A 24,493-nucleotide genomic window follows, 5' to 3' on the forward strand; every position below is an offset into this window, starting at 1 on the left:
GCTGATAATCCGGGCAGGCTCAACGATATGTGCGGGCGGGTTGGCGCCCGGCCTGCGACGCAGGGACGCGGACCGCCCGTCGACGGGCGACGGCGCGGAGGCAGGACGACCCCGGACAGTACGCCAATTGCGGACGCGTCGGCGGTTGCCTGATCTCGTATCTCGACCCGGGCTCGGGCGGCCCGGAGAACAGCGCACCGAGTGGGACGCCGGCTGCCGCCCCGACTTCGCGAACCCGGAACACCAATGACCGCGTGACCACCACCGAGCCGGAGTCACTGGACTGCTGCCCATGGCCACAAGAGGCGTACCTGTTCAGCGGAACGGCCGACACCGCACTGACGCCCATCACGACCGTCGACTCGCCGCACATTGCGGCGCGGCTCAGCTCGCTGCTCGGGTGCTGATGTGATGCTACGTCAGTATATGGAGCAGCGGGTGGACGCACCGGTCCATCGGCGGCCGCCCAGCTGTACGGGAAACGCACACCGGCGAGGGCTGCCTCCGATGCCGCCCGATCTGCCCAGCGAGACCACACACGGCACGGTGGAAAGCCGTCATTCCGGCTGTCCGCGACGACGAGGAGGAAGTGGGCCCATGACTGGGGCGACCGGCAGGGTGGCATTGGTGACGGGGGCAAGCAGCGGGATCGGTGCGGCCACATCGCGCCTCCTGGCAGCGCGAGGGATGCGCGTGGTGGTCAACTACCTCAGCAGCGACAAGGCGGCCGAGGAGGTCGTGGCCGACATCGCAGCCGCAGGCGGTCAAGCCATGGCCGTGCAGGCCGACGTGCGCGAAGTGGCGGCCGTCGAACGCATGGTCGAACGGGTCTCTGCGGCATGGACCGGCATCGACGTGCTCGTACACAACGCCCTCATCCCCTATGCGGTCGCTTCGTTCCAGGACATGACGTGGGAAGAACTCGGAGGCAAGCTCGACGCCGAGATGCGCGCGGCGTACACGGTCACCAAGGCCGTCCTGCCCGCCATGACCGGACAGCGGTGGGGACGCATCGTCTATCTCGGCACCGCCCTCAGCCGCAGACCACGGGAGGGCATGATCGCGCTGGGCACCGCCAAGGCAGCACTCGAGCAGTTCGCCCGCTACCTCGCCCAGGAACTCGGCCCGCGCGGCATCACCGTCAACGTCGTCGCCCCGGGCCCGGTGGAGGACACTCGCATGGCGGCGGACGTCCTGGACGATGCGTTCAAGCAGCGGCAGGTGGCAGCCACTCCCCTGGGCCGCCTCGCCCACCCGGCTGACGTCGCCCACGCGGTCGCCTTCTACGCCGACGAGGACAACGCCTTCATGACCGGCACCACGGCCTTGGTCGACGGCGGAATGTCCATGCACTGACCCGCCGCCTCCCGCGCCACGAACGGGCGCGATGAGCGGTGGTCCAACCAGGGAAGGCATTCATGCACACCATCGATCTCGCCTACGTCGGGCGAGGTCTGCACGAGGAACCGGAGGCGTACATCTCCGATCAGGAGGGCTACTACGCCGAGGAGGGTGTCCACGTCGCGCTGCGAGACGGCTGCACCTGGGACGAAGAGCGGCTGCGCCGCTGCGCCACCATCGGGCTCGGCCGGGCGCTGCTGTCCCGGCTGACCGACGGCACGCCCTGCGTCGCACTCAACGTCAACACCGACCGCCCCCTGTTCTGGTTCCTCGCCCGCCCCGGCATGACCTCCCTGGCCGACCTGGCCGACCTGGCCGACCTGGCCGGCCGGCGGCCGGCAGTGCACGCCCCCCACACCGCGCCCGGGTGCTCACCCGGATCGTGCTGCGCGAGGCCGGCCTCGACCCGGACCGCGACATCCACACCGTCGTCCGCCCGCCCGGCGACTACGGCATGGACCTGCGCCGGCTGCGCACCGGGGAGGTCGACGCCGCCCTGGTCGGCAGCACCCTGGCGCCGGAGGCAGTGGCCGCCGAGCACGGCTGGAACGTGCTGGCCTGGGTCGGCGACCACTTCCGGATCCCCACCGTGGGCGTGGCCGTCGCCCCCACCCACATCCGCCCGGACGACCCCGCGGTCCAAGCCGTAGTGCGAGCCCACCGGCGCGCCCCGCAGGCGATCCGCGACGACCCCGACACCTCGGTGCGGCACATGCGGACATTTCTCGGCGGACAGACCGCTGGCGAAGGCCAAGCCCACTACGAGAGGTTCATCGCGCCGTACTTCACGACCGACGGCCAACCCGACCTCGCCGTCGGCGCCGCGGCGATCACCGCGGCCGCCGCCGAACCCACTGCTCGCAGAGACCAGGTGCCGTTCACGTGGCCGAACGATGCGCCCCGCTTCCGGATGGTGACGAGCGCGAGTGGAATGCCGTAGTCCAGCACCAACGGTGCTGTGAGCCGCTCCATGCGGAGCCGTGAGACGCTGTCGAGTTCGGGTCCTCAACAGGCCGCCGTCTCAGCGGAGTCCGGCCAGCGGCTCGTGATGACCTTGCCACGCGTATAGAAGTGCACGGCTTCGCTGCCGTACATGCGGTGGTCGCCGAAGGCCGAGTCCTTCCAGCCACCGAAGGAGTGGTAGCCCACCGGCACCGGCATCGGCACGTTCACGCCGACCATGCCGGCCTCGACCTCCAGCTTGAACCGGCGGGCCGCACCGCCGTCGCGGGTGAAGATCGAGCTCGCGTTGCCGAACGGGGAACCGTTGATGACGCGCATGGCCTCCTCGTAGGTCTCCGCGCGGACCACGCACAGGACGGGACCGAAGATCTCGTCCCGGTAGGCGTCCGAGTGGGTACTGACCCGGTCAAGGAGCGAGATGCCCATCCAGTGCCCGTTCTCGAAGCCATTGACGGTGAAGTCCCTTCCGTCCAGGACCACGTCGGCGCCCTGGGCGGCCGCGCCTGCGACGTACTCCGCGACGTCGTCGCGGTGTGCCCTGGTGACGAGCGGGCCCATCTCGGACGCCGGGTCGTCGCCCGGGCCGATCTTGACCTTCGCGGCCCGCTCGGCGATCCGGGACACCAGCGCGTCGCCCGCGGAGCCGACGGCGACCACCACGGACACCGCCATGCAGCGCTGGCCTGCGGAGCCGTAGGCGGCGGTCACGGCGGCGTCGGCGGCCGCGTCGAGATCGGCGTCGGGCAGCACCAGCATGTGGTTCTTCGCGCCGCCGAGGGCCTGGACGCGCTTACCGCTCGCGGACGCCCTGCGGTAGACGTGCCGGGCGACCGGCGTGGAGCCCACGAACGACACAGCCGCCACATCCGGGTGGTCGAGCAGCGCGTCCACGGCGACGGCGTCGCCGTGGACGACGTTGAGCACACCGTCAGGGACACCGGCCTCGGCCGCGAGTTCCGCGAGGAGCACGGACGCGGACGGGGCCTTGCTGCTCGGCTTGTGGACGAAGGTGTTCCCGCAGGCGATCGCCATGGGGAACATCCACATGCCGATCATCGCGGGGAAGTTGAACGGCGAGATGCCCGCGACCACACCCAGCGGCTGGCGGAGCGACTCCACGTCGACGTGGTCCGACACCTCCGTGGACGTGTCGCCCTGGAGCGCCGCACCGATCCCGCAGGCCAGTTCGACGATCTCCAGGCCCCGGGCCACCTCGCCCAGCGCGTCCGTGTGGACCTTGCCCTGCTCGGCGGTGATCAGCGCGGCGATGTCGTCCCGGCGCGCGTCCAGCAGTTCGCGGTAGCGGAAGAGGATCGCGATCCGCCGCGCGAGCGGCAACGTGCGCCAGGTCGCGTAGGCCTCCTTCGCCGCGGCGACCGCGGCACCGACCTCGTCGGCTCCGGCCATCGCGACCCGCGTGGTGACCTCGCCGGTCGCCGGGTCAGTCACGGGGCCCCAGGTGCTGGAAGCTCCCGCGGCATCCCCGAAGGGCTTGCCACCGATCCAGTGGACGACGGTCTTCATCGGCGGAACTCCTTCAAAGGTGACGGCGGCGGGCAGCCATGCGGCTCCGGTCGTCGACCACAGGGGCTTCGACCTCAAGCGGACGGTCCGCGGCCCGGCCACGGATTCGCCTGCACCGCCCGGGAGAGCGGGACTGCCGACATCGAAGCTACTTCTCCGGTCCGCGCGTTTGGTCGCTCCGGAGCCTCTCGGCCCGAAGTGCCTGCCTCGTGTCCAGAAGTGTCGTGGGGTGGATCACTCGCATGTCGAGCGCCAACGCGGGCGGGCCACAGGGACCTGCTTGACGCTTTCCACCATGTGATCGCGCAGGACCTCGGGATCATTGCGGATGGTGTCGAGGACCGGAGACCGGATCCCAGATGGGCCTCGGGACCGCGGTGCGCACCTACCGCGGCGGCTACGGGCCCATCGGCCAGTTCTGCTGGGACGAAGGTCACGCAACGTGGCCCGATGCTGCGCAGCGCGTCCGACAGCTTGGATCTGCTTCGAAAGCGATCGGCATCGAGGAAGCCCCCGCCGGTCCACCGGTGAAGGGACTCCTCCGGGCACGACCGATGTGCCCGTGCCTATGCCAGGGCAACCTGAACGTGCGGCCCCGCCGCTTCGCACCCGGCGCGCCCGCGGGCGGGGTCGCTCATCGATCGGTCAACCTTCCCAGCAGGTCAGGCCGACCAAAGGAAAGACGTTGGCCAGACACCTCACGTTGCCCCGGCTGGGGATCGACGACGCCCCGGGCGCGTCATCTAGGTTGGCACAGTGACTGATGAGCAGGAGCGGGTACAGCCGTCGGGAGTGTGGGCCACGGCGGTGGGAGTGGCCAGGGTGCGGGCGCTGGAGACCGAGCGGGAGAACGCGCTGTTTCGCGACCCACTGGCACAGGCCTTCGCCATGGCCGGCGGCTTGTGGCCCTCGTCGCCACCGCTGCCCGATGACGAGGCCGCGCGACGCCGCCGACTTGCCGTTTCTTTCTCCATCGTCATCAGGACGAAGTTCCTCGACGACCTGCTGCACCAGGCCTCCGCGTCCGGTGTCCGGCAGGTCGTGCTGCTCGGCGCCGGCATGGACAGCCGGGCCTTCCGGATGGACTGGCCCGAGGGCACCCGGCTGTTCGAGGTCGACACCGCCGCGCCACTGGACTTCAAGGCTTCGGTGCTGCGCCAGGAGCGGGCCGTTGCGGGCTGCGAGCGGATCCCCGTCGCGGAGGATCTGCGTGAGGACTGGCCAGGCGCGCTGGCCGCCGCAGGGCACGACCCGGCGGTGCCGACCGCGTGGATCGCCGAAGGACTGCTGATCTATCTGCCCGAGGACGCGGTGGAGCTGTTGCTGGCCCGGATCAGCGCGCAGTCGGCGGCAGGCAGTCGGATGGGGCTGACGTTGGGCTCGCGCGGTGTGATCGAGCGCTTCGGCGAGGACGCCGCGCCGGGATCGGCGGCGTCCATGTGGGTCTCGGAGATGCCCGACGACCCGGTGGGCTGGCTGGCCGGGCACGGCTGGGAGGCCGACAGCCACACCCTGCGCGAACGCGCTGCCGCCTACGGCCGCCCGATCAGCACCCCGCCGCAGCGCGAGGAGGGGCCAGGCGGACTGATCTCGGCGGTCCGACGGTAGAGCGCCTCGCGGTCCCGTCCGGGCCGATTGCCCCGAGCTGACGGCACTTGCCGAGCACGTGCGCTCCTTCGGGCACATGGTCGCTCACCGACCCGGTTCGGGTTCGCGCGGTTGCTGAACTTCTTCGAGGCGAGGCTCGGCTCCCGCAGTCACCCATGGACGTGCCGGCGACCAACATTGGTTCCGCTGGACATGCGATCGGGGCGTTCTCTGCCGTTCTGGCACGGCGCGAGGGGTTGCTGCAGGGAATGGAGGCGGGGCATGTTTCGGGCCCCGCCCTCGCCATGACGTCTCAGTTCTGAGCGGCGGTTCAGGCCGAGGAGCGCTGCCTCCAGTCCTGGTCCAGGCGGTCGGCCAGGCCCGCGGCGGTGAAGGCGGCCTCCAGGTCCTCGCGGCCCTCGGTGAAGTGGGCCCAGCTGTCGTGGTGGACCGGGACGACACGGCGGGCGCCCAGGATCCGGGCGGCCTCGGCGGCCTGCGCGCTGTCCAGGACGATCAGGTTGCCGTCGAAAAGCATGGGAAACCGAGGTGCGCCGGCGAACAGGACGGCGGTGTCCACCGGGGCGAAGCGCCCGGCGATCTCCTTGACGGCGTCAAGAGAGGCGTTGTCGCCGCTGACGTAGACCGTCGGCAGGCCCTCTCCGGTCAGGACGAAGCCGACGACCTGGCCGGTGAAGGGCTCGACCTCCTCGCGCGGGCCGGGTCCGTGGACGGCGGGAACACCGGTGACGGTGACAGTGCCGCCGCCCGGTCGCTCCAACTCGACCCTCTCCCAGTCGGCCAGGCCCTGGGCCTTCTGCCCGAGGCGCTCGCCGCCGCCGGGGGTGGTCAGGGTGAGCGGGACATCGGCAAGCAGCGCGCGGCCGGAGGTGTCGAGATTGTCGGGGTGTTCGTCGTGGGAGAGCAGGACCACGTCGATGGGGCCGACATCGGCGGGGGTGCCGGTGGAGGGGGCGGTCTTGGTCAGGACCGGGCGGCCGGGCCGGCCGTAGTCGCCGGGGCCGTCGAACGTCGGGTCGGTCAGAAACCGCAGGCCGCCGTACTCGAACAAGGCGGTCGGACCGCCGTAGGTGTGGACCGGGAACGGATCGGCACTGAGCTGAGACATCACGCCTCCCCCACTTCTCACGAAAAAACTATTTGTTTAACGTGACACCAGGCTAGGCGACCATCACGGAAAAATGCAATCGCTACCATGAGACGCATGGACGACACCCTGGCCACCGACACAGCGCGGACCGCCCTGCCCCCAGCTCCAGGTGCCGACCAGTACCGCTCCCTGGCCTTCGCCAACACCGCCGCGACCCTGCCCGCCGGCCAGAGCTACGACCTGCTCGCCACCCCCGGATCCGCCATGCGCTGGCTCGCCGCCCACAACCTGACCACCCCGGACGTGCAGCTGTACGAGGTGTGCGCACAGCGGATGCGCACGCTGCGCGCACACGTACGCGCCCTGTTCGCCGCCCGCGTCGACAGCGCCACCCCGCCCGAAGACTCCCTGCGCGCCGTGAACGAGGCACTCACGGCTGTACCCACAGCACCCCTCCTCGCCTGGGACGCGACCCAGGGACTGCGCCGCGTCCAGGCACACCCCATCGACCGGGCCGTCAACCACGCACTGGCGACCCTCGCCGCCGACGCCGCCGACCTGCTCACCGGTCCCGACGCCGGCATCCTCGCCGCCTGCGGCTCCGCCCCCTGCGACCGGTTCCTCATGCGCACCCACGGCCGGCGCCACTGGTGCTCCACCCGCTGCGGCGACCGCGTCCGCGCCGCCCGCGCCTACGCCCGCCGCACCGGCACCGCGGACTGACACCCCGCCCAAGGCCCCTATTCGTTTCCGGCTGCGAGCTCTTCATCGCATACCGTCGAGCACTTCGTCAGTCGACAGCAGCGCATGGGCGAAGAAGCCGTAATTGATGATCGCCGCCTGATATCCGTCGCCCCAGACCGGGTGCCGTGGTCCTGCTGTCGCATCCCTGACCACGGCGACCTCGAACCCCTGCTCGACGAGGTGACGCATGTGGGACTCGACACACATGTTTGCCAGCATCCCGCCGAGAATAATCCTTTGCATTCCCCGCTTGCGCAGCTGCAGCACCAAGTCGTTGGTTTCCGGCCCGAATACCTTGTGCGGGCTGACGACCACCGTTCTGCCGTCTTCGATGTAGGGCTTGAAGCGGTCCAGCCAGTCCGCCCCGGAATTTCGGAACCCAGTCAGATCGAGCTGTCCCGCCCGAGCGAACGTGTGGTTCTCGAGCTCGCTCGTCTCGAGGGGCCCGTTCATTCGCCATCCGCTGTCGGTCGGGTAGAAGTAATGGGGCGAGATGAAGACCTCATATCCGCCCGCCTTCGCCGCCTCGAAGATTCTCTCCATATTCTCGACGGTCCTGTTCTCCGTGACGCTCGCCCCCACCGCGTCCCAGGCCGCTCCACCCTCGCTCAGCACGTCGTTCTGCGGGTCGATGAACACAATCGCCGTGTCGGTGCTATTGATTTCCACCTGGCGCTCCTGACGCGAAAACAAGCCCTGCAGCGGATGCCTTTCGAAGCCGCTCCGGCCCCTCCGTTCCACTTTGCCCCAACGCGCGACGTTCCGCATCGGTGAATTGCCGCACCTCGGCCGCCGTCACCGCAATCCCGAGGCGTGAGCGACCATCGCCGTGGCCGCGGCGTCTCCGAAACGACGCCTCCCGTCAGGTCCACCACGCAGGCCGGTCTGGCCTGCCCCGCTCATCGCCTGCGCTCCCGCACCGTCGGCGACGCACCTGACCATCCCCGCGGCCAGTTGGCCACAGCAGCTTCGCTGTAGTGGCCCTGGTCGCCACCCGTTGGCCCTGGATGGGAAGGGCCCCCGCCGGGGGCGGGGGCCCTGTCGGTGTACTGACGCCCGCAGAACCTGCAGACTTCCGCAGGCCGGAACCGCGGAGGGCGCGAGCCCTGGAGTGCGGTTCCGGCCCGGTGCGGACTACTTCGTCAGGTAGGCGTCAACGATGGTCTCGTCGACGGTGTTGCCCTGCTTGTCCACGGCCTGGGCCTTGAACGACACGCTGCCGCCGGCCTTGGGGTTGGTGATCTGGACCCGGCCGTCGCAGACGTTGAGCTTCTGCCAGTTGGCTCCCTTGTCGTAGGAGGCCCACACGCTCAGCGACTTGAGGTTCCTGCCCGCGGCGGTGCCCTTGACGGTCACCGGCACCCACGTCTTGGCCCGGGCCTTGCCCGTGTTGTCGAGGGACAGGGCGGGGGTGAAGCGCACGACGGAGGTCGGGAGCTTGGTGATGCCGGGGGCGTACTCGGAGGAGAACGTCCAGCTCGCGGTCATGCTCGTGGAGACGTCGGCGACCGTGCCGCGCTTGACCGAGGTGGTCAGGCGGTAGTCGGCGCGCTCGTTCTCCGCGATGTAGAAGACGTCCATCGGGTTGAGGCTGATGTTGACGAGCTCACCGTTGCGGTAGAGGTACGTTCGCGCGCTCTCGATCGGCGAGTGGTTGTTGCTGATGTTCCCCTCGCTGTCGGAGAAGAGCGGAAGCCGTCCGTCGATCGCCTCGTCGGCCCGGAGCAGTCCGATGAGTCCGGCGCCCTCCGGGAGATCCGGCCCGAAGACACCGACGTTGAACACGTGCTGGTAGGAGCGTCCGGGCTTGAACGTCCTCGGCAGCGCGTCGTAGCTGGTCTCGTAGGAGTCGTTCGCGTCGACCTGCATGAAGCTCAGCTGCCACGAGGGGTTCCCCGAGAGCAGGTGCAGGGTGCCGGTGTAGGGCAGGGCGTGCACGGTGCCGAGGCCGGCACCGCCCTCGGTGATCGGCGTGACGAATCCGAACTTGCCCTTCGCCGGGGCTCCGAGCTTCGCCTGGACCTTGGCGAACTCCCGGGCCTTGGCGTGGTGGGTGAAGCCGGTGAGGTACCTGTCACCGGTCGGCTGGTACACCAGGTGGTACTCGTCGTGCCCGTTGACGCCGGTGGAGAACGTGGTCATGAGTTGCTGCGTCAGCCGGTCGCCATCGGCCGCCTTCGGGCCGAGGTGGGCGGTGCGGTACTGGGCGAGGGAACTGGTGAAGACCCCGTAGCGGGTGCCGAATCCGTCGGGCAGCTCGATGCCCGCGCTGAAGAAGCCGAGGGCCGGCTGCGCGGAACGGTCGGGGACGGTGATGTCGAGCGCCTTGGCGGTGCGCGCGTCCACCGTCACCACGGTGTCCTTGGTGACGTCGAGGTTGGGTTGGTTGAACCAGTCACCGCCCTGGCCGTACGAACCCTCCGGGTCGACCCGGACCATGCTGTTGAGGAAGTACCGGCCCTTGGGGACGCGCACCGAGTGCGTGTCGCCGTACAGCACGGTGTTGGCGCCCTTGGCGGGTCCTTCCAGGCCCTGCAGCTGGGCGTCCCAGGCGGGGGCGGGCGCGGGCTTGCCCTTGCGGTCGAGGGTCTTCACCGTGACGGTGTACATCTCCGACTCGCGGTCCACGGCCAGCGCGGTGCCGACGGTCTGCCCGTCGCCGGCGGCCGTGATCCGCCCGGTGAAGGCACCGGTCGTGTCACCGCCGAGGCGGGTGTCGGCGGTGACCTTCACGGTCGCCTCGCCGTGCGCCGGGACGGTGACCTGGTCGTCCGCGGTGAACATCCCGCCGGGTGCGGGGTTTCCGTCCGGTCCGGTGGCGTCCACGGTCAGCTTCAGGGTGACCGGGGCACTGCCCGTGTTCCGGTACGTGAGGTCCTTGGTGAGCGGCTGGTCGTCGGTGTGCGGCCACTGCGCGAGTCCGAACGAGAGCGAGGTCTGGCGGGCGACGACGGTCTGCTTGATCGCGTTGCGCAGGTCGACCCGGCCCGAGCCCTGCTCGAAGGGCGTGTACCCGCCGGGCGTCGTCGAGGAGACCAGCGCGTCCTTGATGTCCTCGCCGGTCCAGTCCGGGTGCTGCTGGACGAGGATGGCGGCGGCGCCGGCGACGTGCGGGGTGGCCATCGAGGTGCCGTTGAGCGCGATGTAGCCGTCCGCGACGGAGGGGGCGACCGTGCTCAGGTAGCTGTCGTGCGCGGCCGCGGCCCCGATGGCCACACCGGGCGCCGTCAGATCCGGCTTGATGCCGCCGTCACCGACGCGCGGGCCGGTGCTGGAGAACGGCGCAAGCTTGTCCTGCTTGTCCACCGCGCCGACGGTGAGGGCGGCATCGGCGCTGCCCGGGGAGCCGACGGTGCCGGCTCCCTGCTCGCCGTTGTTGCCCGCCGCGATGACGAAGAGGGTTCCGCTCTCGGCCGAGAGCCTGTTGACGGCCTCCTCCGCCGGATCGATCTCCGGGGAGTCGTAGCCGCCGAGGCTGAGGTTGACGACGTCGGCCTTCTCGGCGACGGCCCACTCCATGCCCGCGATGATCTGGGACATGCTGCCGCTGCCGCTGTCGCCGAGGACCTTGCCGCTCAGGAGGCGGGCCCCCGGCGCCACGCCCTTGTACGTGCCACCGGACTTGGCTCCGGTGCCGGCCGTGATGGATGCGACGTGCGTGCCGTGACCGAACCGGTCCCCGGTGTCCGGCGAGTCGGAGAAGTTCTGCTCGGCGACGACCTGTCCGGCCAGATCCGGGTGGGTGGTGTCGACACCCGTGTCGAGGACGGCGATACGCGTACCGGTGCCGTCGAAACCCGCCGCCCACGCCTCCGGGCCGCCGATCTGCGGGACGCTCTTGTCCAGGCTCGCCAGCACGACGCTGTCCAGCCACACCGAGGCGACACCCGAAGCCACACTGCGCTTCATCGCGTCGGCGGACCCGCTGGTGACCGCCGCCCACAGTTCCGCACTGCCGTCCGCGGGCGCGGCGACGGCGTCGGCGTTGACACTCGGCAGCGTGCGCTCGACCTTGGCACCCCCGGCGGCGCGCAGCGCCGACCTGGCCGCCGGACGGGCCGCGTCGTACATCACGATGAGCCGCAGGTCATGGCGATCCGCGTAGGCCGGCGTACTCAGCGTGGTGATGTCGAACAGACGCCGGTCCACCCGGCCGCTCCGGACGAGGTCCCGAGCGTCATCGGGCAGGGCGTAGGTGTGCCCGTCGCGGGTCTCCACCCGGATGGGTATGTCCTCCCGGCCCTCGGCGGGACGCGCGGCGACGATTTCGCCCTTCGCGTTCACCGCGATCCGGTCACCGGTGATCAGCGGGATCCACCGCTGCACACCCGCCCCGGCCGAAGCGCCCTTGATCTCGGGGCCCGTCCCGAAGGCCGAGGCCGAGGCCGAGAGCTGTGCGGCCGACGATGCCGTGCCGGTGGGGGCGGCAAGTGCCAGGGACGCCGACGAAGTAGCGGCGACCAGCAGCATGCTGATTCCCAGGACCGTGCCGAACGCAGGTCTCTTGGACGTGAATTTCACGGTGTCCTCTCGCTCATTCACCCCGCGCCGACGCGTGGGTTTCACGGTGGACTTGGGGCGCGCCGCACAGCGAAGCACCAGTCCCGAGAGGGTGTCAACGGGTTGATCTTGGATAGACGAATGATAAACTGGTCGTCAATCGGTTTGTCATCCACGGCATTAGCGAACTTTTCGACCCCAACCTGCGCGCTGTCCCCGCTTTCCGGCCGGAATCCGCAATTTCCCCGCCCGCCTCTCTCGGTACGGCCGGATTCGAAGAGGTCATTCGGGGAGCGCGCGTCCCAGTAGTGCCGTGTCCGGACCACCGCGTCAGGCAACGTGCGCTCGCGCCCGACCAAGCCGCCGAACGGTGTCGACGTACCCGCCGAGCTTGAACGCGCCGCGGACCAGTTCGCGGGCGGCGGCGAGGGCGGGCCCCTGCAGCGATCCCGGCCGCCCGGGGTCCAGGGGCCCGGGTCGTAGCCGAGCTCGGCGACGACCGCACACGATGTGCCGAGGTCAGGGCGGTGAAGGCCTGCCCCGGCCCAGCCCCGGCGACCCGCGGATCAGGCGGCTGCCATGCCGTGGTGGCCGGTACGGTCAAGAACCGGCGCCCGGCCGCCGACGGCCGCATGTGGGCTTTCGCCACCCGCCCCCCGCTGCCCGTCACCCCGAGCCGGCTGTACCGCCGCTCTGCGGAACCTCGTTCAACGAGATCCTCGGCCTCCTCTTCCCCCCGTCCAGCGGCCGGCGCCCCGATCGGCCGGAATTCCAACGTCCTGTCGGAGTGCCGTGCCTATCCGGGTACGGCCATTCGGGAACTTGCGGAAGGCCGGTCGGGCAGCACAGATGACCCTTTTGGTCGCATGCAGGCATCGGCGCAAAAGTGACATGGCGTCAAAGTGACAGGTCGGCGATCTCGACACGACCGTCCGGAAGCGGATTCATTCGTCTTTGGCATTTCGCACATCCGCTGGTTCGTTTTCAGTTCGATTGGGAGCTCCTTTGCCTGGTTCACCTGTACGCGGCCGAAGGCTGACGGCGCTCGGCATCGCCTTGGCGCTGCTGCCGTCGCTCGGCGCGGTCACAGCCTCCGCCACTCAGACCGGTGCCCATACGGCGGACACCACGCTCCCGGCGGGTGTGGCGATCCGCAAGGACGCCGGCGATCCCCGGACCATCACGTTGATCAACGGCGACAAGGTGACCGTCACGGGCACCGGCAAGTCCGCGGTCACGTCGCTGGAGGGCCCCGAAGGCCGGCCGGTGTCGGCGTACACCGCCACACACGACGGCGAGACCTTCGTGTACCCGCAGGAGGTGCTGCCGTACGTCTCGGCGGGGATCCTCGACGAGGACCTGTTCAATGTCACGCGGCTGCTCGCCGACGGCTACGACGACACGCGTAGCGACCATCTGCCGCTGATCGTCCGATACGCCGACGCGGCCCGCGCGCGCAGTGCCGCTTCGCTGCCCCAAGGCGCCGTGCGCCAGCGGACGCTGACCAGCCTGCAGGGGGCCGCGGTCGCGGAGAAGCGCGACGAAGCCGGGAAGTTCTGGGACGGGCTCACCAAGAACGTGAACACCTCCGCCCTCGCGCGCAGCAGCACGCTGGGTGGTGCGGTGACCTCCAAGCGCGCTCCGGCCCCGCTGCTCGCCGGCGGTATCCAGCGCGTCTGGCTGGACGGCAAGGTGAAGGCCGATCTGGCCGAATCCGTCGCGCAGATCGGCGCGCCCGGGGCCTGGGAGAGCGGTCACACGGGCCAGGGCGTGGACGTCGCGGTGCTGGACACCGGCATCGACGCCGGCCATCCCGACCTGGTCGGCCAGGTCGCGGCCGCCGAGAGCTTCGTCCCCGACGAGAGCGTCGTTGACCATCACGGCCACGGCACCCACGTCGCTTCGACCATCGCCGGCACCGGCGCCGCGTCCGACGGCAAGGAGAAGGGCGTCGCCCCCGGAGCCCGGCTGCACGTGGGCAAGGTCCTCGGCAACTCCGGTGCGGGCCAGACCTCCTGGATCCTGGCCGGCATGGAGTGGGCCGTACGGGACCAGCACGCCAAGGTCGTCAGCATGAGCCTGGGCGGCGAGCCGACCGACGGCACCGACCCGATGAGCGAGGCGGTCAACACGCTCAGCGCCGAGACCGGGGCGCTGTTCGCGATCGCCGCGGGCAACACCGGCCCGCGAGGAGCGGTCAGTTCACCCGCCGTCGCGGACGCGGCGCTGGCCGTCGGCGCGGTCGACTCCGCCGACCGGCTGGCCTCGTTCTCCAGCCGCGGACCCCGCGTCGGGGACGGCGCGCTCAAGCCGGAGATCACGGCTCCCGGCGTCGGCGTGCTGGCCGCCCGGTCGCAGCACGCGTCGGGTGCGGGCTCGTACACCACCATGAGCGGCACGTCCATGGCCACCCCGCACGTCGCGGGCGCCGCCGCCCTGGTCGCGGCCGCGCACCCGGGCTGGACGGGGCAGCAGATCAAGGACGTCCTGGTCAGCACCACCAAGGCCACGCCCGACTACTCCGCCTACGACGCGGGCAACGGCCGCTTGGACGCCGCGGCGGCCGCCAAGGCCGACGTGTACGCCACCGGAGTGGTCGACGCCGTGCAGGAGTGGCCGCCGACGCCGGGGGTGAACGTCGACCGCAAGGTGACGTACACCAACGACGGCGACACCCCGGTCACCCTCGACCTCGCGGTCGAGGCCGGCAAGGCCCCCTCCGGCCTGTTCACGCTGTCTGCTCCGCGGGTGACGGTGCCCGCACACGGCACCGCCGCGGTCACCGTCACCGCGCACCCGGACCGCGGTGAGGAGGCCATGCTCTACAACGCCCGGATCGAGGCCGCCGACGGCGGCTCGGTCAAGCTCGCCACGGCCTTCGGCCTCGTCACCACGTACGAGCTGCACGACCTCACGATCGCGGCCAAGGACCGCTCCGGAAAGCCCGTCACCGGCGACTACTGGGTCGTGCTTCAGCAGGGCAAGCGGCCCGGGATCACCATGGCGGGATTCGTCGCCGGATCCGTGACCGTGACCATGTACTCCGGGCCCTGGTCGGTCGTCGCGGCCATCCCGGTGGAGGGCGCCCATGGTCCGCACTCGCGCGGCCTGGCCCTGGTCGCCGATCCGGAGTTCCGGCTCGACGAGGACGCGACGCTCACTTTTGACGCCTCCAAGACCCGCCGGGTCACCGCGGTCACCCCGAAGGAGTCCGTCACCACCTACATGCGGGTGGACTACAACCGCACGCTCGACGCCTCCGGCACCCACAAACTGTCCTTCTACCAGTGGCCCACGTACGACAGCGTATGGGCGCTGCCCACCGGTGAGAAGGTCGACGAGGGCGAATTGACCATGCGGACCCGCTGGCGCAACGAGCAGCCCCCGCTGAAACTCGCCTCCCGGCAGGAGGCTGTCGACGACATCCTCGTACGACGCGGCGCCACCCCGCTGCACAAGGGCACGAGCCGGCTCGACGCGATCTACGCCGGGCAGGGCGCGGCGGCGGACTACAAGGGTCTGCGGGCCAGCGGGAAGGCCGCTGTCGTGGTCCGCAACGACACGGTCACCGCGAGCGAGCAGGTGGCGGCCGCCGCGGCGGCCGGGGCCAAGCTGCTCATCGTCGTCAACGACGGCGAAGGACGGCTGGACCCCCGCACCCAGGCCACCCCGCCGCTGACCGTCGTCACGGTCGGCAAGGACCAGGGCGACCGCCTGATCCGCCGTGCCTCCGCCCCCGGCGGCACGGAGCTGAAGGTGTTCTCCAACCCCACCACCGAGTACCTGTACGACCTGGCCGACGCCTGGGAGGGCGCGGTGCCGGCGGACACGGTCTACCGGCCCGCAGCCAAGGACCTGGCCAGGATCGACGTCGCGTTCAAGAACTACCGGCAGGCCGACGCCCGCGAGACCCGCTACGCCGTCTGGCCCGACGCGCCAAGTCTCCGCGTCGACACCGAACTCCCGCGCCCGGCAAGGGGAACCCGCACCGACTGGGTCTCCACCGGATCCGGCGTCCGGTGGGCGCAGGCCGCGACGGTGCTCGGCGAGATCAGGATCCTGGCCCCGCCGCGGAGCTACAAGGCCGGCACCACCACCTCCGACGACTGGTTCGCACCCGTCACCCGGCCCCGGATCAACACCTCCTTCCCCGGCACATTCAACTTCCGGCAGGACGACTTGCTCTTCGTCAACGTTCCGGGCTGGGGTGACGCCGGCACCGGTCGCGAGGGTTACGCACTGACCCCGGACGCCCGGGCCACCGCCTCGCTCTACCAGGGGGACACCCTCCTCAATTCCAGCAGTGGAACCTTCACCGTCGCCACCGGTCTGAAGCCCGAGCGGCAGGCGTACCGGTATGTGCTGGAGACCGCCCGCGGTGCATGGGGCAACCCGTTCTCCACGGCGACCCGGACGGAGTGGGACTTCACCTCCGCCGCCGGTGCGCAGTACGAGGGCCGCGCCGTGGCGCTGATCCAGCTCGACTACGCCGTCGACACGGACGGCGACGGCAGGGCGCGGCGTGACGCGTCCCTGACCGTCACCGCCGAGCACCCGCCGACGTCCGACCCCGGCCAGGACATACCGCCCTCCTCGGCCATCGGGAAGGTCGGCCTGGAGCTCTCCTACGACGACGGCAAGACCTGGCACAAGGCCGGCGTGACGCGCAAGGGAGACGGCTGGCGCACCACCCTGGACGCCCCGTCGAAGGCCTCTCACGTCACCGTTCGCGCCACGGCCGTCGACGACCGGGGGAACGCCGTGCAGCAGACCATCACCAGGGCCTTCGGCCTGAGGTGACCTGAACCGCACACCCGAGCGGGCCCGGGACGGAACGCCGTCCCGGGCCTGCTGTGCCGGCCGGAGGGATGCGACTCGATCCGCCGCCATCGAGTCGTCACATCCACGCCGGGCACATCGTCTACCTGGCGTGAACACATGGGAAACCGACGGGTCGCTCGCACTGCCGCGGCTGCCGGTGCGTTCGCCGGCCCGGCCTTGGGCGAAGCTGGGCACTGCTGCGCGATGGCCGACGCCGTCCGCCCCGGCCACGCGTTTCGTGATCGGCATCGGTTGTCGGCGGCAAGGGATTGCCCGTGCCGGGCTCCGGACCTCGATGGCTTCCTTGCCTCAAGAGCGCCCGAGCGGAGACCGGACCGGCCCATCACAACGCGACTGTGCGGCAGGGGCTGTGCGGGAGGCACGCGCACACATCGCTGCCGCATCGCCTGTTCCAGTGGATCCGCCGCCCCGTAGCCACCACCGCTGACGAATCGAGGCTGGGATCCGAGAGGGAACAGTGCCAAGGTGAGCGAACACTTCTGGTTCACGGTGTTGGGCCCAGTGCGTGCCCAGCGCGGCTCGACGGAGATCGAGCTGGGATCCCGTCAGCAACGCGCGGTCCTTGCGGTGCTTCTGCTGCGGGAGAACGGCCATGCCTCGCTCTCCGAGTTGATCGAGGCGGTTTGGGGGACGGCTCCTCCACGTACGGCCGGGCAGACAATCCGCACCTATATACACCGTTTGCGGAAGAGTCTGGGACCGGCCCACGATGCGGGCACCTCGTTCATCGTCTCCGCGGGCAATGGCTATGCGTTGCGGGTCTCCCCGGACCAACTGGATCTGAGTGTGTTCCGTCAGCGGGTCGCGATGGCCGAGGGGGCCGTCGGAACGGGACACCACGCCAGAGCCATAGCTCATCTCCGCGATGCCCTCGACCTGTGGCGCGGAGAACCGCTGGCCGGAATTCCCGGAACGTACGCGATGTCTCAGCGCAACCGCCTTGAGGCGCTGCGCCTCGTCGCTGTCGAGCGACGCATCAACGTGGAATACGAGCTCGGCCGGTTCGGCGAGGCCACCGCGGAGCTTTTCGATCTGGTCGCCAAACACCCCCTGAACGAAAGATTCAGAGAGATGCTGATGTTCTCTCTCTGTAAAACCGGGCGGCAGGCAGAGGCACTTGCGGTGTACCGAGAGGTGTGGGATCTCCTCTCGGAGGACCTGGGCGCGGAGCCCGGCCCCCGGCTGCAGGTCCTCCATGAACGTGTCCGGAGGGCCGACCCCGAATTGTTGGTGTCGGACATATTTCCCGATCCTGAAGTCGGCTCCGCCGTCCCAGAGTCCCCAGCCGGAACCACCCTCGGGGTGTCACCACCCCGGGCTCCGTCCCCGCCGCCCGCCGACTTGCCGACTCTGGACGGCCGTGACGATGAACTCGACCTGGTCGACACCCTGTTGGCAGTCGATGCACAAGGTGTCGCCACCGTGGCGATCGGCGTGATCGTCGTCATGGCCCGAGCCGGCAGGACCACCCGCGTGGAGGACTGGGCAGACCGGATCGCACATCGATTTCCCGATGGGCACATCTATCTTGATCTGCGCGGATACGATTCCTCCAGCCCGGCCATGACTCCGATGGAGGCATCCGGATCGATTCTCCGGTCCCTCGGGGTCGCCTCATCGCTGCTCCCGTCCGGCGTGGAGGGCCGGACAGCGCTTTATCGCACTCTGCTCTCCGGCCGGCGGATACTGCTGGTACTCGACAATGCCCGTGACGCCGAACAGATACGCCCTTTGCTGACCGGCACGCCGAGTTCGCTGGTGGTCGTCACCAGCTGATGATCTCCATCTTCGACTCACTCTCAGCGGTGCGGCGAGAATCCGCCAGGAAAAGGATCTACCCGCCTGCAGCAGCATCGGCGCCTGAAATGTCGCTCTGAGCAGGCCCTGCACGCGAACAGGCGAACTTCCAACAACCTGATCAGAGACATCGCCCACGTCGTCGTCCCCAACGGAGCCTGGAAATGGTCACCGCGGAGAAGACGTCAACGGCATGGCGCGATCCCGGAAACACGGCTACGACATGAAGACCATCGCGGCAGCGCCGAACAGGTCGACGACAAAGCACCACTCCGCCCAGGCCCGAGGCACAACCGTCTTGGCCCGGTGGTGGGCGAAGTCCCAAACAGCGTGACTGAGCCAGCCGGCAGCCAGGACGTACCAGCCGAGGCTGTGATCCATAGCCAGCGCCACCATGGCGAGGACACCGAAGCCAACCAGTCCTGCCGTCTGAAGCACGAGCACGCCTGACCTGCGGAGCTCCCCGCGCAACGCCCCGAAGATCGGGTAGCAGACCGCCATGACGACGAGGAGCCACGCCAGGAACTCCAGGCGCGGGAGGCCGTCCGCGAACGTGGCGACCACCAACGCGAGAGCGAGCCACGTCGGCCAGCGGTGCTTGAGCGTGTTCACAAAGCCGGAGGTGGCGGTCTCCGAACCGTCCCGGCCGGCCGTGGCCGTTACCTCGTCGTCCTGAGCGGAACCGATCATCAGGTGGCCTCCCGAAGCGATGGTGTCGGTGATGACTCCACTGTCGTTCCGGCCGGTTCCACGAGAAAGCGGCGCCCCATCAGACGTCCGGAACCTTGGGGTGCCGGTCCCTCTGGCATAGGGTCGCCGCGTGGACGAACGCCTGATCGTGATCGTCGGCTACGACACGGCCGAGTTACTGGACATCGCCTGCGTGACCACGAGCCTGGCCATGGCGAATGGGATCGGTAACCCCGCCCTCCCCTACCGCGTGAGTGTGGCCAGCCCGGGTGGCCACCCGATCACCTGTGGCTCGGGCCTGACGTTGCAGAGTCAGCAACCCCTTGAGCGACTCACCGGTCCACTCGACACGTTGATCGTCTCGGGCGGCCTGGGAGACGAGCGGGCGGCCGCCGACCCGCGGCTCGTCGGCCACGTACGCCGCCTGGCCAAGGAAAGCCGACGCGTGGCCTCGGTGTGTACCGGGGCCGGCATCCTGGCCGCCACCGGACTACTGGACGGGCGCCGCGCCACCACGCACTGGCGGCACGCATCCCAGCTCGCCGCACAACACCCAGAGGCGATGGGCGACGGAGTGCACTGCTATGACCCCGACGGCACGCTGATCGGGCGTCTCGACGTCCCCGAGGCAGTTGCCAACATCTCCTGGGGCGGCGCCAAGCGCAACCGTCTCTTCATTGCCGCAGAGACCAGCCTCTACTCGGTGGTCATGGGCGTCACAGGCACGCACCCGACCGGACCGGGCCGCCGGCCCTGGCTCTGAGCAGTCGGCTCCGGAAGCCCTTCCGGGGTTGATCATGCGGCGATGCGGAGCCAGGATGATTCCCGGTGATCGGTGGTGTGCCGGTCTCGGCAGGTAACCGGCAGGCCGGCGCCTTGACTTCGGCCATCTGCAGCGCGGTGAAGGCCGGCGGGCAGCCGGAGCGTCGACGGTCGGCGAGCACGGCCAGGCGCTGCTCGACGAAGCGGCCCCGCCACCTGCGCACCGTGTCCAGATGCAGGCCGGTCTCCGGGGCGATCCGGGCGTCGGAGCGGCCCCTGACCGCGTGCGGGACCAACTGCGCCCGAGCCCGCAGCCGGTACTCGGTCTTGTGGCCGTAGGCCATCTTCTTGAGCCGCTCGCGCTCGGAGGCGGTCAGGGCGATCAAGCGGGCCGGGACAGCAGGCATGAAGCGGAGCCGATCATGAGGGAGGCAGAGGACGACAGCCGTAGCCTGCCGTCTCCCGGTCCCGGCCCGGCAGGCAGGCAGGCAGGCAGGCAGGATGACGGCATGCCCGGCCCTTCGGAACACAGGCTCTCGCTCGAGCAGCGCCCGGACGACCATGCCGGCACCGTCCGGCCTCAGCCGGCCCGGCTGAACATCCGCCACCGCGGCGCCTTCGCTTACGCAGCCGGAGAGCCGGCCGACGGCGAACAGGTCAAACTGATGCGGCTGCGCTACACCGGCACCGCCACCACGTGGGGCTTCGCCCTCCACCCCGCCGGCAGCGACACGTACGAGAACACCGTCCTGCCCACCGGCTCACTCGCCGGCAATCCCACAGAGGCCCTCGACTGCGCCTGCAGCCACCTCGCCACCCCGGATGTCTGACCGGACGCCGGCCACGACCCCACCTTCGAAGTCAACCCCCGAGGGACTTTCGGAACCGACCACTTAGCACCGACTCAACGACCTCGCGGGACCCTAAATGACAGCCTCGTGAACAGGATCCAAGGATTCCGGGTGATCTGGATCATTGGCCGGAGCGGCGGCGTGCAGCGCCGCCTCAACCCGGCGGTTGCTGGTCATGGTCGACGTGATGGCGGTCATGGTGAGGAGGAGGCCGGCGGCGGTGTAGAGCGGGGTTCGTACGTCGTAGGTGGTGGCCAGCCAACCGCCGAGGAAGGCGCCGAACGGGGCGGCGCACATGGCAAGCATGCGAGAGGTGGAGGCGACCCGGCCCATCAGGTGGGCGGGGACGATCGCCTGTCGGAGCGAGGGGCCGAGCACCATCGTGGCGCCCATGCCCGCTCCGCAGACGGCGAGCGCGAGGCCCGCGACGTACGGGTTCGGGGCGACGGCAAGGCCCAGAATGGCAAGTCCCTCGACTGCGGCCGTGCAGGTCAGCGCGGTGCCGGTGCCGAGTCGTCGGCCGAGGACGGAGGCGATGCCCGCGCCGAGCAGACCGCCGGTGGCCTCCGCCGTGAGGAGCAGGCCGAAACCGAAGGTGTCGATGCCGAGACGATCGTGCGCGAAGAGGGCGAGTACGGTCTCCACGGCGAGGAAGGCGATGTTCCCGACCGCCGGACGCAGCGCGAGCCCGAGCAGCAGTTGATCCCGGAACACGTACGAGGCGCCGGCCCGCGCCTGCCGCAGCAGCGACTCACGGGCCTGCGGTACGGGCTGGGGTGCGGCAGGCAGCGACCGTACGAGCAGTGCGGAGAGCGCGAACGACACCGCGTCGGCGAGGAGTGGAACCGCCCGCCCGAGCGCGAGCAGGGCACTGCCCGCAGGCGGACCCGCGAAGCCGGACGCGGCGGTCTGGGTCCCGCGCAGACGGGAGTTGGCGCGCTCCAGGAGCGCGGGGTCGCGGCCGAGCAGATCCGGCAGATAGGCCGTGGCGGCCGTGTCGAAGAAGAGTCCGCCGAGGCCGAGCAGGAAGGCGACGGCCGCGAGCAGTGGAATGCTCAGCACGTCGAGCGCTGCCGCTGCCGCCGGTATCGCGAGCAGCATCGCCCGCGCCGCGTCCGTGACCCACATCGTGCGCCGACGGTCCCAGCGGTCCACCAGCGCACCGCCCAGCACCCCGAAGAGCAGCCACGGCAGCGTCCCGGCGGCCGTGACGACGGCGAGCGCCATCGGATCCCGCGTCAACGTCAACGCGAGCAGCGGCAGCGCGGCATGCGTCACCCCGTCACCGAGCGAGGACACCGTCTGCGCGGTCCACAACCGTCCGAACCCGGTCGGCAGCTTCTGAACGTCTGAGGTCACTTGGCGTCCCCTTCGGCCTGTGCGCGCGGTGCCGGGTGGAACAGTGCGAAGACGAGTGACGCGTCCGGCAGCGACGGATCGGACAGCTCCCGGTACTCGTCCGCCAGTGCCTGCAGCCGCGCCCCCAGTTCCGCGAACTGCTCCTCGGTAAGCCGAAGATGCGCCATCCGTACGTGCCGTTCGCCATCCGCCGGCGCTGCCTCCAGGTCCGCCACCGCGTGCCGCATCAGCACGTCCGGCCCACCCTCGCCCGGGTCCGGCAGCTCGATCGACCGCGCGGCCATCGCGTAGTACCGCTCGGTGACCCCCCGGACCTTCCGCGTTCGCACCACCTTCACCAGGCCGGCCCGCTCCAGCAGCCGTACGTGGTAGCTGGAACTCCCCTTCGCCAGGCCCACTCGCTCGGCGATCTGCGTGATCGTCGCGGGCTCGAAGCGGAGCACGGCCATGATCCGGTGGCGCGTCAGATTGGAGACGGCGCGCAACTGCTCGTCCGTGGTGACGTGGAACGTCTCGGGTAGATCGTCGGTAGGCATGCCCTCAATGGTCAACGTTTCTTGACCATTAGGCAAGGGGTTTTGTTCGGACTTCCGGAATGGGCTGTCCAGTACGTGGGGCCTCTCCTCGACCTCGCTCAACCCGCACCCGGGCGCCTTCGCTCCGGCCGTCGCGGAAGCTCATCCGCGCCGGCCGAGTCCTTGATTTGTCAAGAAGCCGTTGGCTTTCGGGTGTTTCGGCAGCTGCCCGGAAGAGGCGGCTGTTCTCGATCACCAGCCGTTGGTTGAGGTGCCCGCACCACTACCCCACCGTCCGCCCCGGCTACGACGAGGCGATCGCCTTCCTCACCCCAAGACACCCGGTCCCGCTTGACGGATCAACCGCATCGGATGTCCGGCGGAACAACACGCCGCCGGCGAGCGCCTACACGAAGTCGCCGGCAGGGCAAACGTTGGCTGATCTATTCGTCGTCGCGGCACAGGCAGAAGGGGTGGCCGGCCGGGTCGAAGAGCACCCGGACGTTCTCCTGCGGCTGGAACTCCGCGATAGTGGCGCCCAGGGCGACCGCCTCGGCGACCGCCGAATCCAGGTCGCCGACCTGGAAGTCGAAGTGCATCATCGGGCGCTGGTCGCCGTCGGCCGGTGGCCACACCGGAGCCCGATAACCCTCTGCCTGCTGGAACACGAAGAAGGGTCCCTGCGGTGAGGCGGCCACGATGGCTGTTCCCGGCTCTTCGTGCCCGATGTGCCAATCGAGGAGTTCCGCGTAGAACCTCGCCAAACCGCTGGGGTCCGGCGCTTCAATCGTCGTCCCCCACCACATGCCGCCCGTTCGAGATCGCATGCTTGAGCCTACCGAGACCCCCACACGCGCCAATACCGTTGGCACCAAAGGGACTCAGCCCGCGCGACACGACAGGGCGAGCGCTGCCTGAGGCGGCGCCGGCTCCGTCCGTCGGCCCCAACCCGCCGGCACCGACCGCTGCATACCCGCAGACCGGCGGACCTGCCGGTACGGTGAACACGGCTGCCGGTGGCACCCGCGCCACCGCGGCGGCACCGGGTCTATTTTCCTGCTCCTGACACACGGCGGGCGCAGCCGTATTCGGGGACTCACGGACGCATGCCACGCCTGGCCGGCCGAACGAGCACCGTGGTGGACCGACGTCGCCCTGGACGGCCAGTGAACGTGAATGCGTGATGTCGGGCCTGCCGCCCAACCGGGACAGCCCGGCTCGCGGCAATGAGCGGGGGCTCAAGCAGACGGCGTGGCCGGTAGCCAGACGCCGAGCCACTGCTCGGCGCCGTAATCCTCGAACCGCTCCACCTCGGTGAACCCCAACTTCGCCGCGAGGCGCATCGAGCGGTCGTTGGCGGTCTGGGAAGTGAGCACCACTGGCTCGCCGGGAAGCGTGTCGGCGAACCAGTCGAGTGCCCCGGCGCATGCCTCGGCGGCGTACCCGCATCCCCACGCGTGGGGCAGGAACATGTAGCCGAGTTCCGCCTCCCCGCCTTCCGGGCGGATGTGACCCGGACGCTCTGGGTCGCGCCGATCGAGTGTGACGATGCCGATCATCGCTCCGTCGCGCTCGGCCACAAAGAAGCCAGGGCGTCGCCCGGGCACCTCGGGCACGGTGCGCTCCAGCTCACCACGCGGTCGAGGGCCACCGATGTAGGTGCCCACCTCTGGCGAGGCGAACAGCTCGATCAGCGCCGCACGGTCCCGAGCCTCGGACTGGCGGAGCACGAGTCGCTCGGTCCTGATCGGAGCAGGTGGCCAGGCGCCCGGTCCACGTTCCATCACGGCGAGCAAACTACACCGCACGCCCGCCGGCAGGACCTCGAATGACCGGCAACGGCAGCA

At 69.9% G+C, this 24,493-nt stretch carries 19 protein-coding genes; 9 read left to right on the forward strand and 10 right to left on the reverse strand.

Annotated features, from left to right (window positions below):
• The first annotated feature begins 254 nt into the window (after nt 1-254).
• From OIE69_RS02575 to OIE69_RS02585, 3 genes are all read left to right on the forward strand, one after another.
• Nucleotides 255-407, forward strand: coding sequence for a hypothetical protein (locus OIE69_RS02575; RefSeq protein WP_326570278.1), 153 nt, complete (start codon nt 255-257; stop codon nt 405-407).
• Between the two features lie 190 nt (nt 408-597).
• Nucleotides 598-1,356, forward strand: coding sequence for an SDR family NAD(P)-dependent oxidoreductase (locus OIE69_RS02580; protein ID WP_326570279.1), 759 nt, complete (start codon nt 598-600; stop codon nt 1,354-1,356).
• Between the two features lie 412 nt (nt 1,357-1,768).
• Nucleotides 1,769-2,341: an ABC transporter substrate-binding protein gene (locus tag OIE69_RS02585; protein WP_326570280.1), complete on the forward strand. Its 573-nt coding sequence runs from the start codon at nt 1,769-1,771 to the stop codon at nt 2,339-2,341.
• Nucleotides 2,342-2,406: 65 nt separating this feature from the next.
• On the opposite strand, the gene OIE69_RS02590 is transcribed toward OIE69_RS02585, so the two are convergent.
• Nucleotides 2,407-3,888, reverse strand: coding sequence for a CoA-acylating methylmalonate-semialdehyde dehydrogenase (locus OIE69_RS02590; RefSeq protein ID WP_326570281.1), 1,482 nt, complete (start codon nt 3,886-3,888; stop codon nt 2,407-2,409).
• Between the two features lie 756 nt (nt 3,889-4,644).
• On the opposite strand from OIE69_RS02590, the gene OIE69_RS02595 reads away from it, so the two are divergent.
• A complete protein-coding gene (locus OIE69_RS02595) occupies nt 4,645-5,496 on the forward strand; it encodes a class I SAM-dependent methyltransferase (RefSeq protein WP_326570282.1) in 852 nt (283 codons plus the stop codon).
• Between the two features lie 310 nt (nt 5,497-5,806).
• Here the strand turns inward: OIE69_RS02595 and OIE69_RS02600 are convergent, their stop codons facing one another.
• Nucleotides 5,807-6,604, reverse strand: a complete 798-nt coding sequence (locus OIE69_RS02600) for an MBL fold metallo-hydrolase (RefSeq protein ID WP_326570283.1) — start codon at nt 6,602-6,604, stop codon at nt 5,807-5,809.
• Between the two features lie 96 nt (nt 6,605-6,700).
• Here OIE69_RS02600 and OIE69_RS02605 point away from each other — a divergent pair, with 96 nt between their 5' ends.
• Nucleotides 6,701-7,309, forward strand: a complete 609-nt coding sequence (locus tag OIE69_RS02605) for an ABATE domain-containing protein (RefSeq protein WP_326570284.1) — start codon at nt 6,701-6,703, stop codon at nt 7,307-7,309.
• 42 nt (nt 7,310-7,351) lie between these two features.
• On the opposite strand, the gene OIE69_RS02610 is transcribed toward OIE69_RS02605, so the two are convergent.
• The gene (locus OIE69_RS02610; RefSeq protein ID WP_326570285.1) at nt 7,352-8,098 is read right to left on the reverse strand and encodes a cysteine hydrolase; all 747 of its coding nucleotides are present in this window, start codon (nt 8,096-8,098) and stop codon (nt 7,352-7,354) included.
• Between the two features lie 366 nt (nt 8,099-8,464).
• Entirely contained in the window at nt 8,465-11,851 is a 3,387-nt protein-coding gene (locus tag OIE69_RS02615) for a S8 family peptidase (protein WP_326570286.1), read from the reverse strand.
• A 984-nt stretch (nt 11,852-12,835) separates the two neighbouring features.
• On the opposite strand from OIE69_RS02615, the gene OIE69_RS02620 reads away from it, so the two are divergent.
• A complete protein-coding gene (locus OIE69_RS02620; protein WP_326570287.1) occupies nt 12,836-16,630 on the forward strand; it encodes a S8 family serine peptidase in 3,795 nt (1,264 codons plus the stop codon).
• Between the two features lie 507 nt (nt 16,631-17,137).
• Nucleotides 17,138-18,448, forward strand: a complete 1,311-nt coding sequence (locus OIE69_RS02625) for an AfsR/SARP family transcriptional regulator (protein WP_326570288.1) — start codon at nt 17,138-17,140, stop codon at nt 18,446-18,448.
• Nucleotides 18,449-18,685: 237 nt separating this feature from the next.
• On the opposite strand, the gene OIE69_RS02630 is transcribed toward OIE69_RS02625, so the two are convergent.
• Nucleotides 18,686-19,159 (reverse strand): hypothetical protein, encoded by a 474-nt coding sequence (locus OIE69_RS02630; RefSeq protein WP_326570289.1) that lies wholly within the window; start codon nt 19,157-19,159, stop codon nt 18,686-18,688.
• 130 nt (nt 19,160-19,289) lie between these two features.
• Between OIE69_RS02630 and OIE69_RS44715 the strand changes: the two genes are divergently transcribed.
• Complete coding sequence (locus tag OIE69_RS44715) at nt 19,290-19,922, forward strand: DJ-1/PfpI family protein (RefSeq protein WP_392567447.1); 633 nt, start codon at nt 19,290-19,292, stop codon at nt 19,920-19,922.
• Here OIE69_RS44715 and OIE69_RS02645 read toward each other — a convergent pair.
• Complete coding sequence (locus OIE69_RS02645; RefSeq protein ID WP_326570290.1) at nt 19,876-20,328, reverse strand: helix-turn-helix domain-containing protein; 453 nt, start codon at nt 20,326-20,328, stop codon at nt 19,876-19,878. The genes OIE69_RS44715 and OIE69_RS02645 overlap by 47 nt on opposite strands.
• A gap of 102 nt (nt 20,329-20,430) precedes the next feature.
• Here OIE69_RS02645 and OIE69_RS02650 point away from each other — a divergent pair, with 102 nt between their 5' ends.
• Nucleotides 20,431-20,751: a hypothetical protein gene (locus tag OIE69_RS02650; protein WP_326570291.1), complete on the forward strand. Its 321-nt coding sequence runs from the start codon at nt 20,431-20,433 to the stop codon at nt 20,749-20,751.
• 93 nt (nt 20,752-20,844) lie between these two features.
• Here the strand turns inward: OIE69_RS02650 and OIE69_RS02655 are convergent, their stop codons facing one another.
• From OIE69_RS02655 to OIE69_RS02670, 4 genes are all read right to left on the reverse strand, one after another.
• Complete coding sequence (locus OIE69_RS02655; RefSeq protein WP_326570292.1) at nt 20,845-22,131, reverse strand: MFS transporter; 1,287 nt, start codon at nt 22,129-22,131, stop codon at nt 20,845-20,847.
• Nucleotides 22,128-22,667 (reverse strand): ArsR/SmtB family transcription factor, encoded by a 540-nt coding sequence (locus OIE69_RS02660; RefSeq protein ID WP_326570293.1) that lies wholly within the window; start codon nt 22,665-22,667, stop codon nt 22,128-22,130. Before OIE69_RS02660 ends, OIE69_RS02655 begins: the two co-directional genes overlap by 4 nt.
• A 422-nt stretch (nt 22,668-23,089) precedes the next feature.
• Nucleotides 23,090-23,473 (reverse strand): VOC family protein, encoded by a 384-nt coding sequence (locus tag OIE69_RS02665; RefSeq protein WP_326570294.1) that lies wholly within the window; start codon nt 23,471-23,473, stop codon nt 23,090-23,092.
• A gap of 411 nt (nt 23,474-23,884) precedes the next feature.
• Nucleotides 23,885-24,430 (reverse strand): GNAT family N-acetyltransferase, encoded by a 546-nt coding sequence (locus tag OIE69_RS02670; protein WP_392567448.1) that lies wholly within the window; start codon nt 24,428-24,430, stop codon nt 23,885-23,887.
• Nucleotides 24,431-24,493: the final 63 nt, after the last annotated feature.

Source organism: Actinacidiphila glaucinigra (genome assembly GCF_035918135.1).
In the GTDB taxonomy this organism is placed as follows: Bacteria; Actinomycetota; Actinomycetes; order Streptomycetales; family Streptomycetaceae; genus Actinacidiphila; species Actinacidiphila glaucinigra.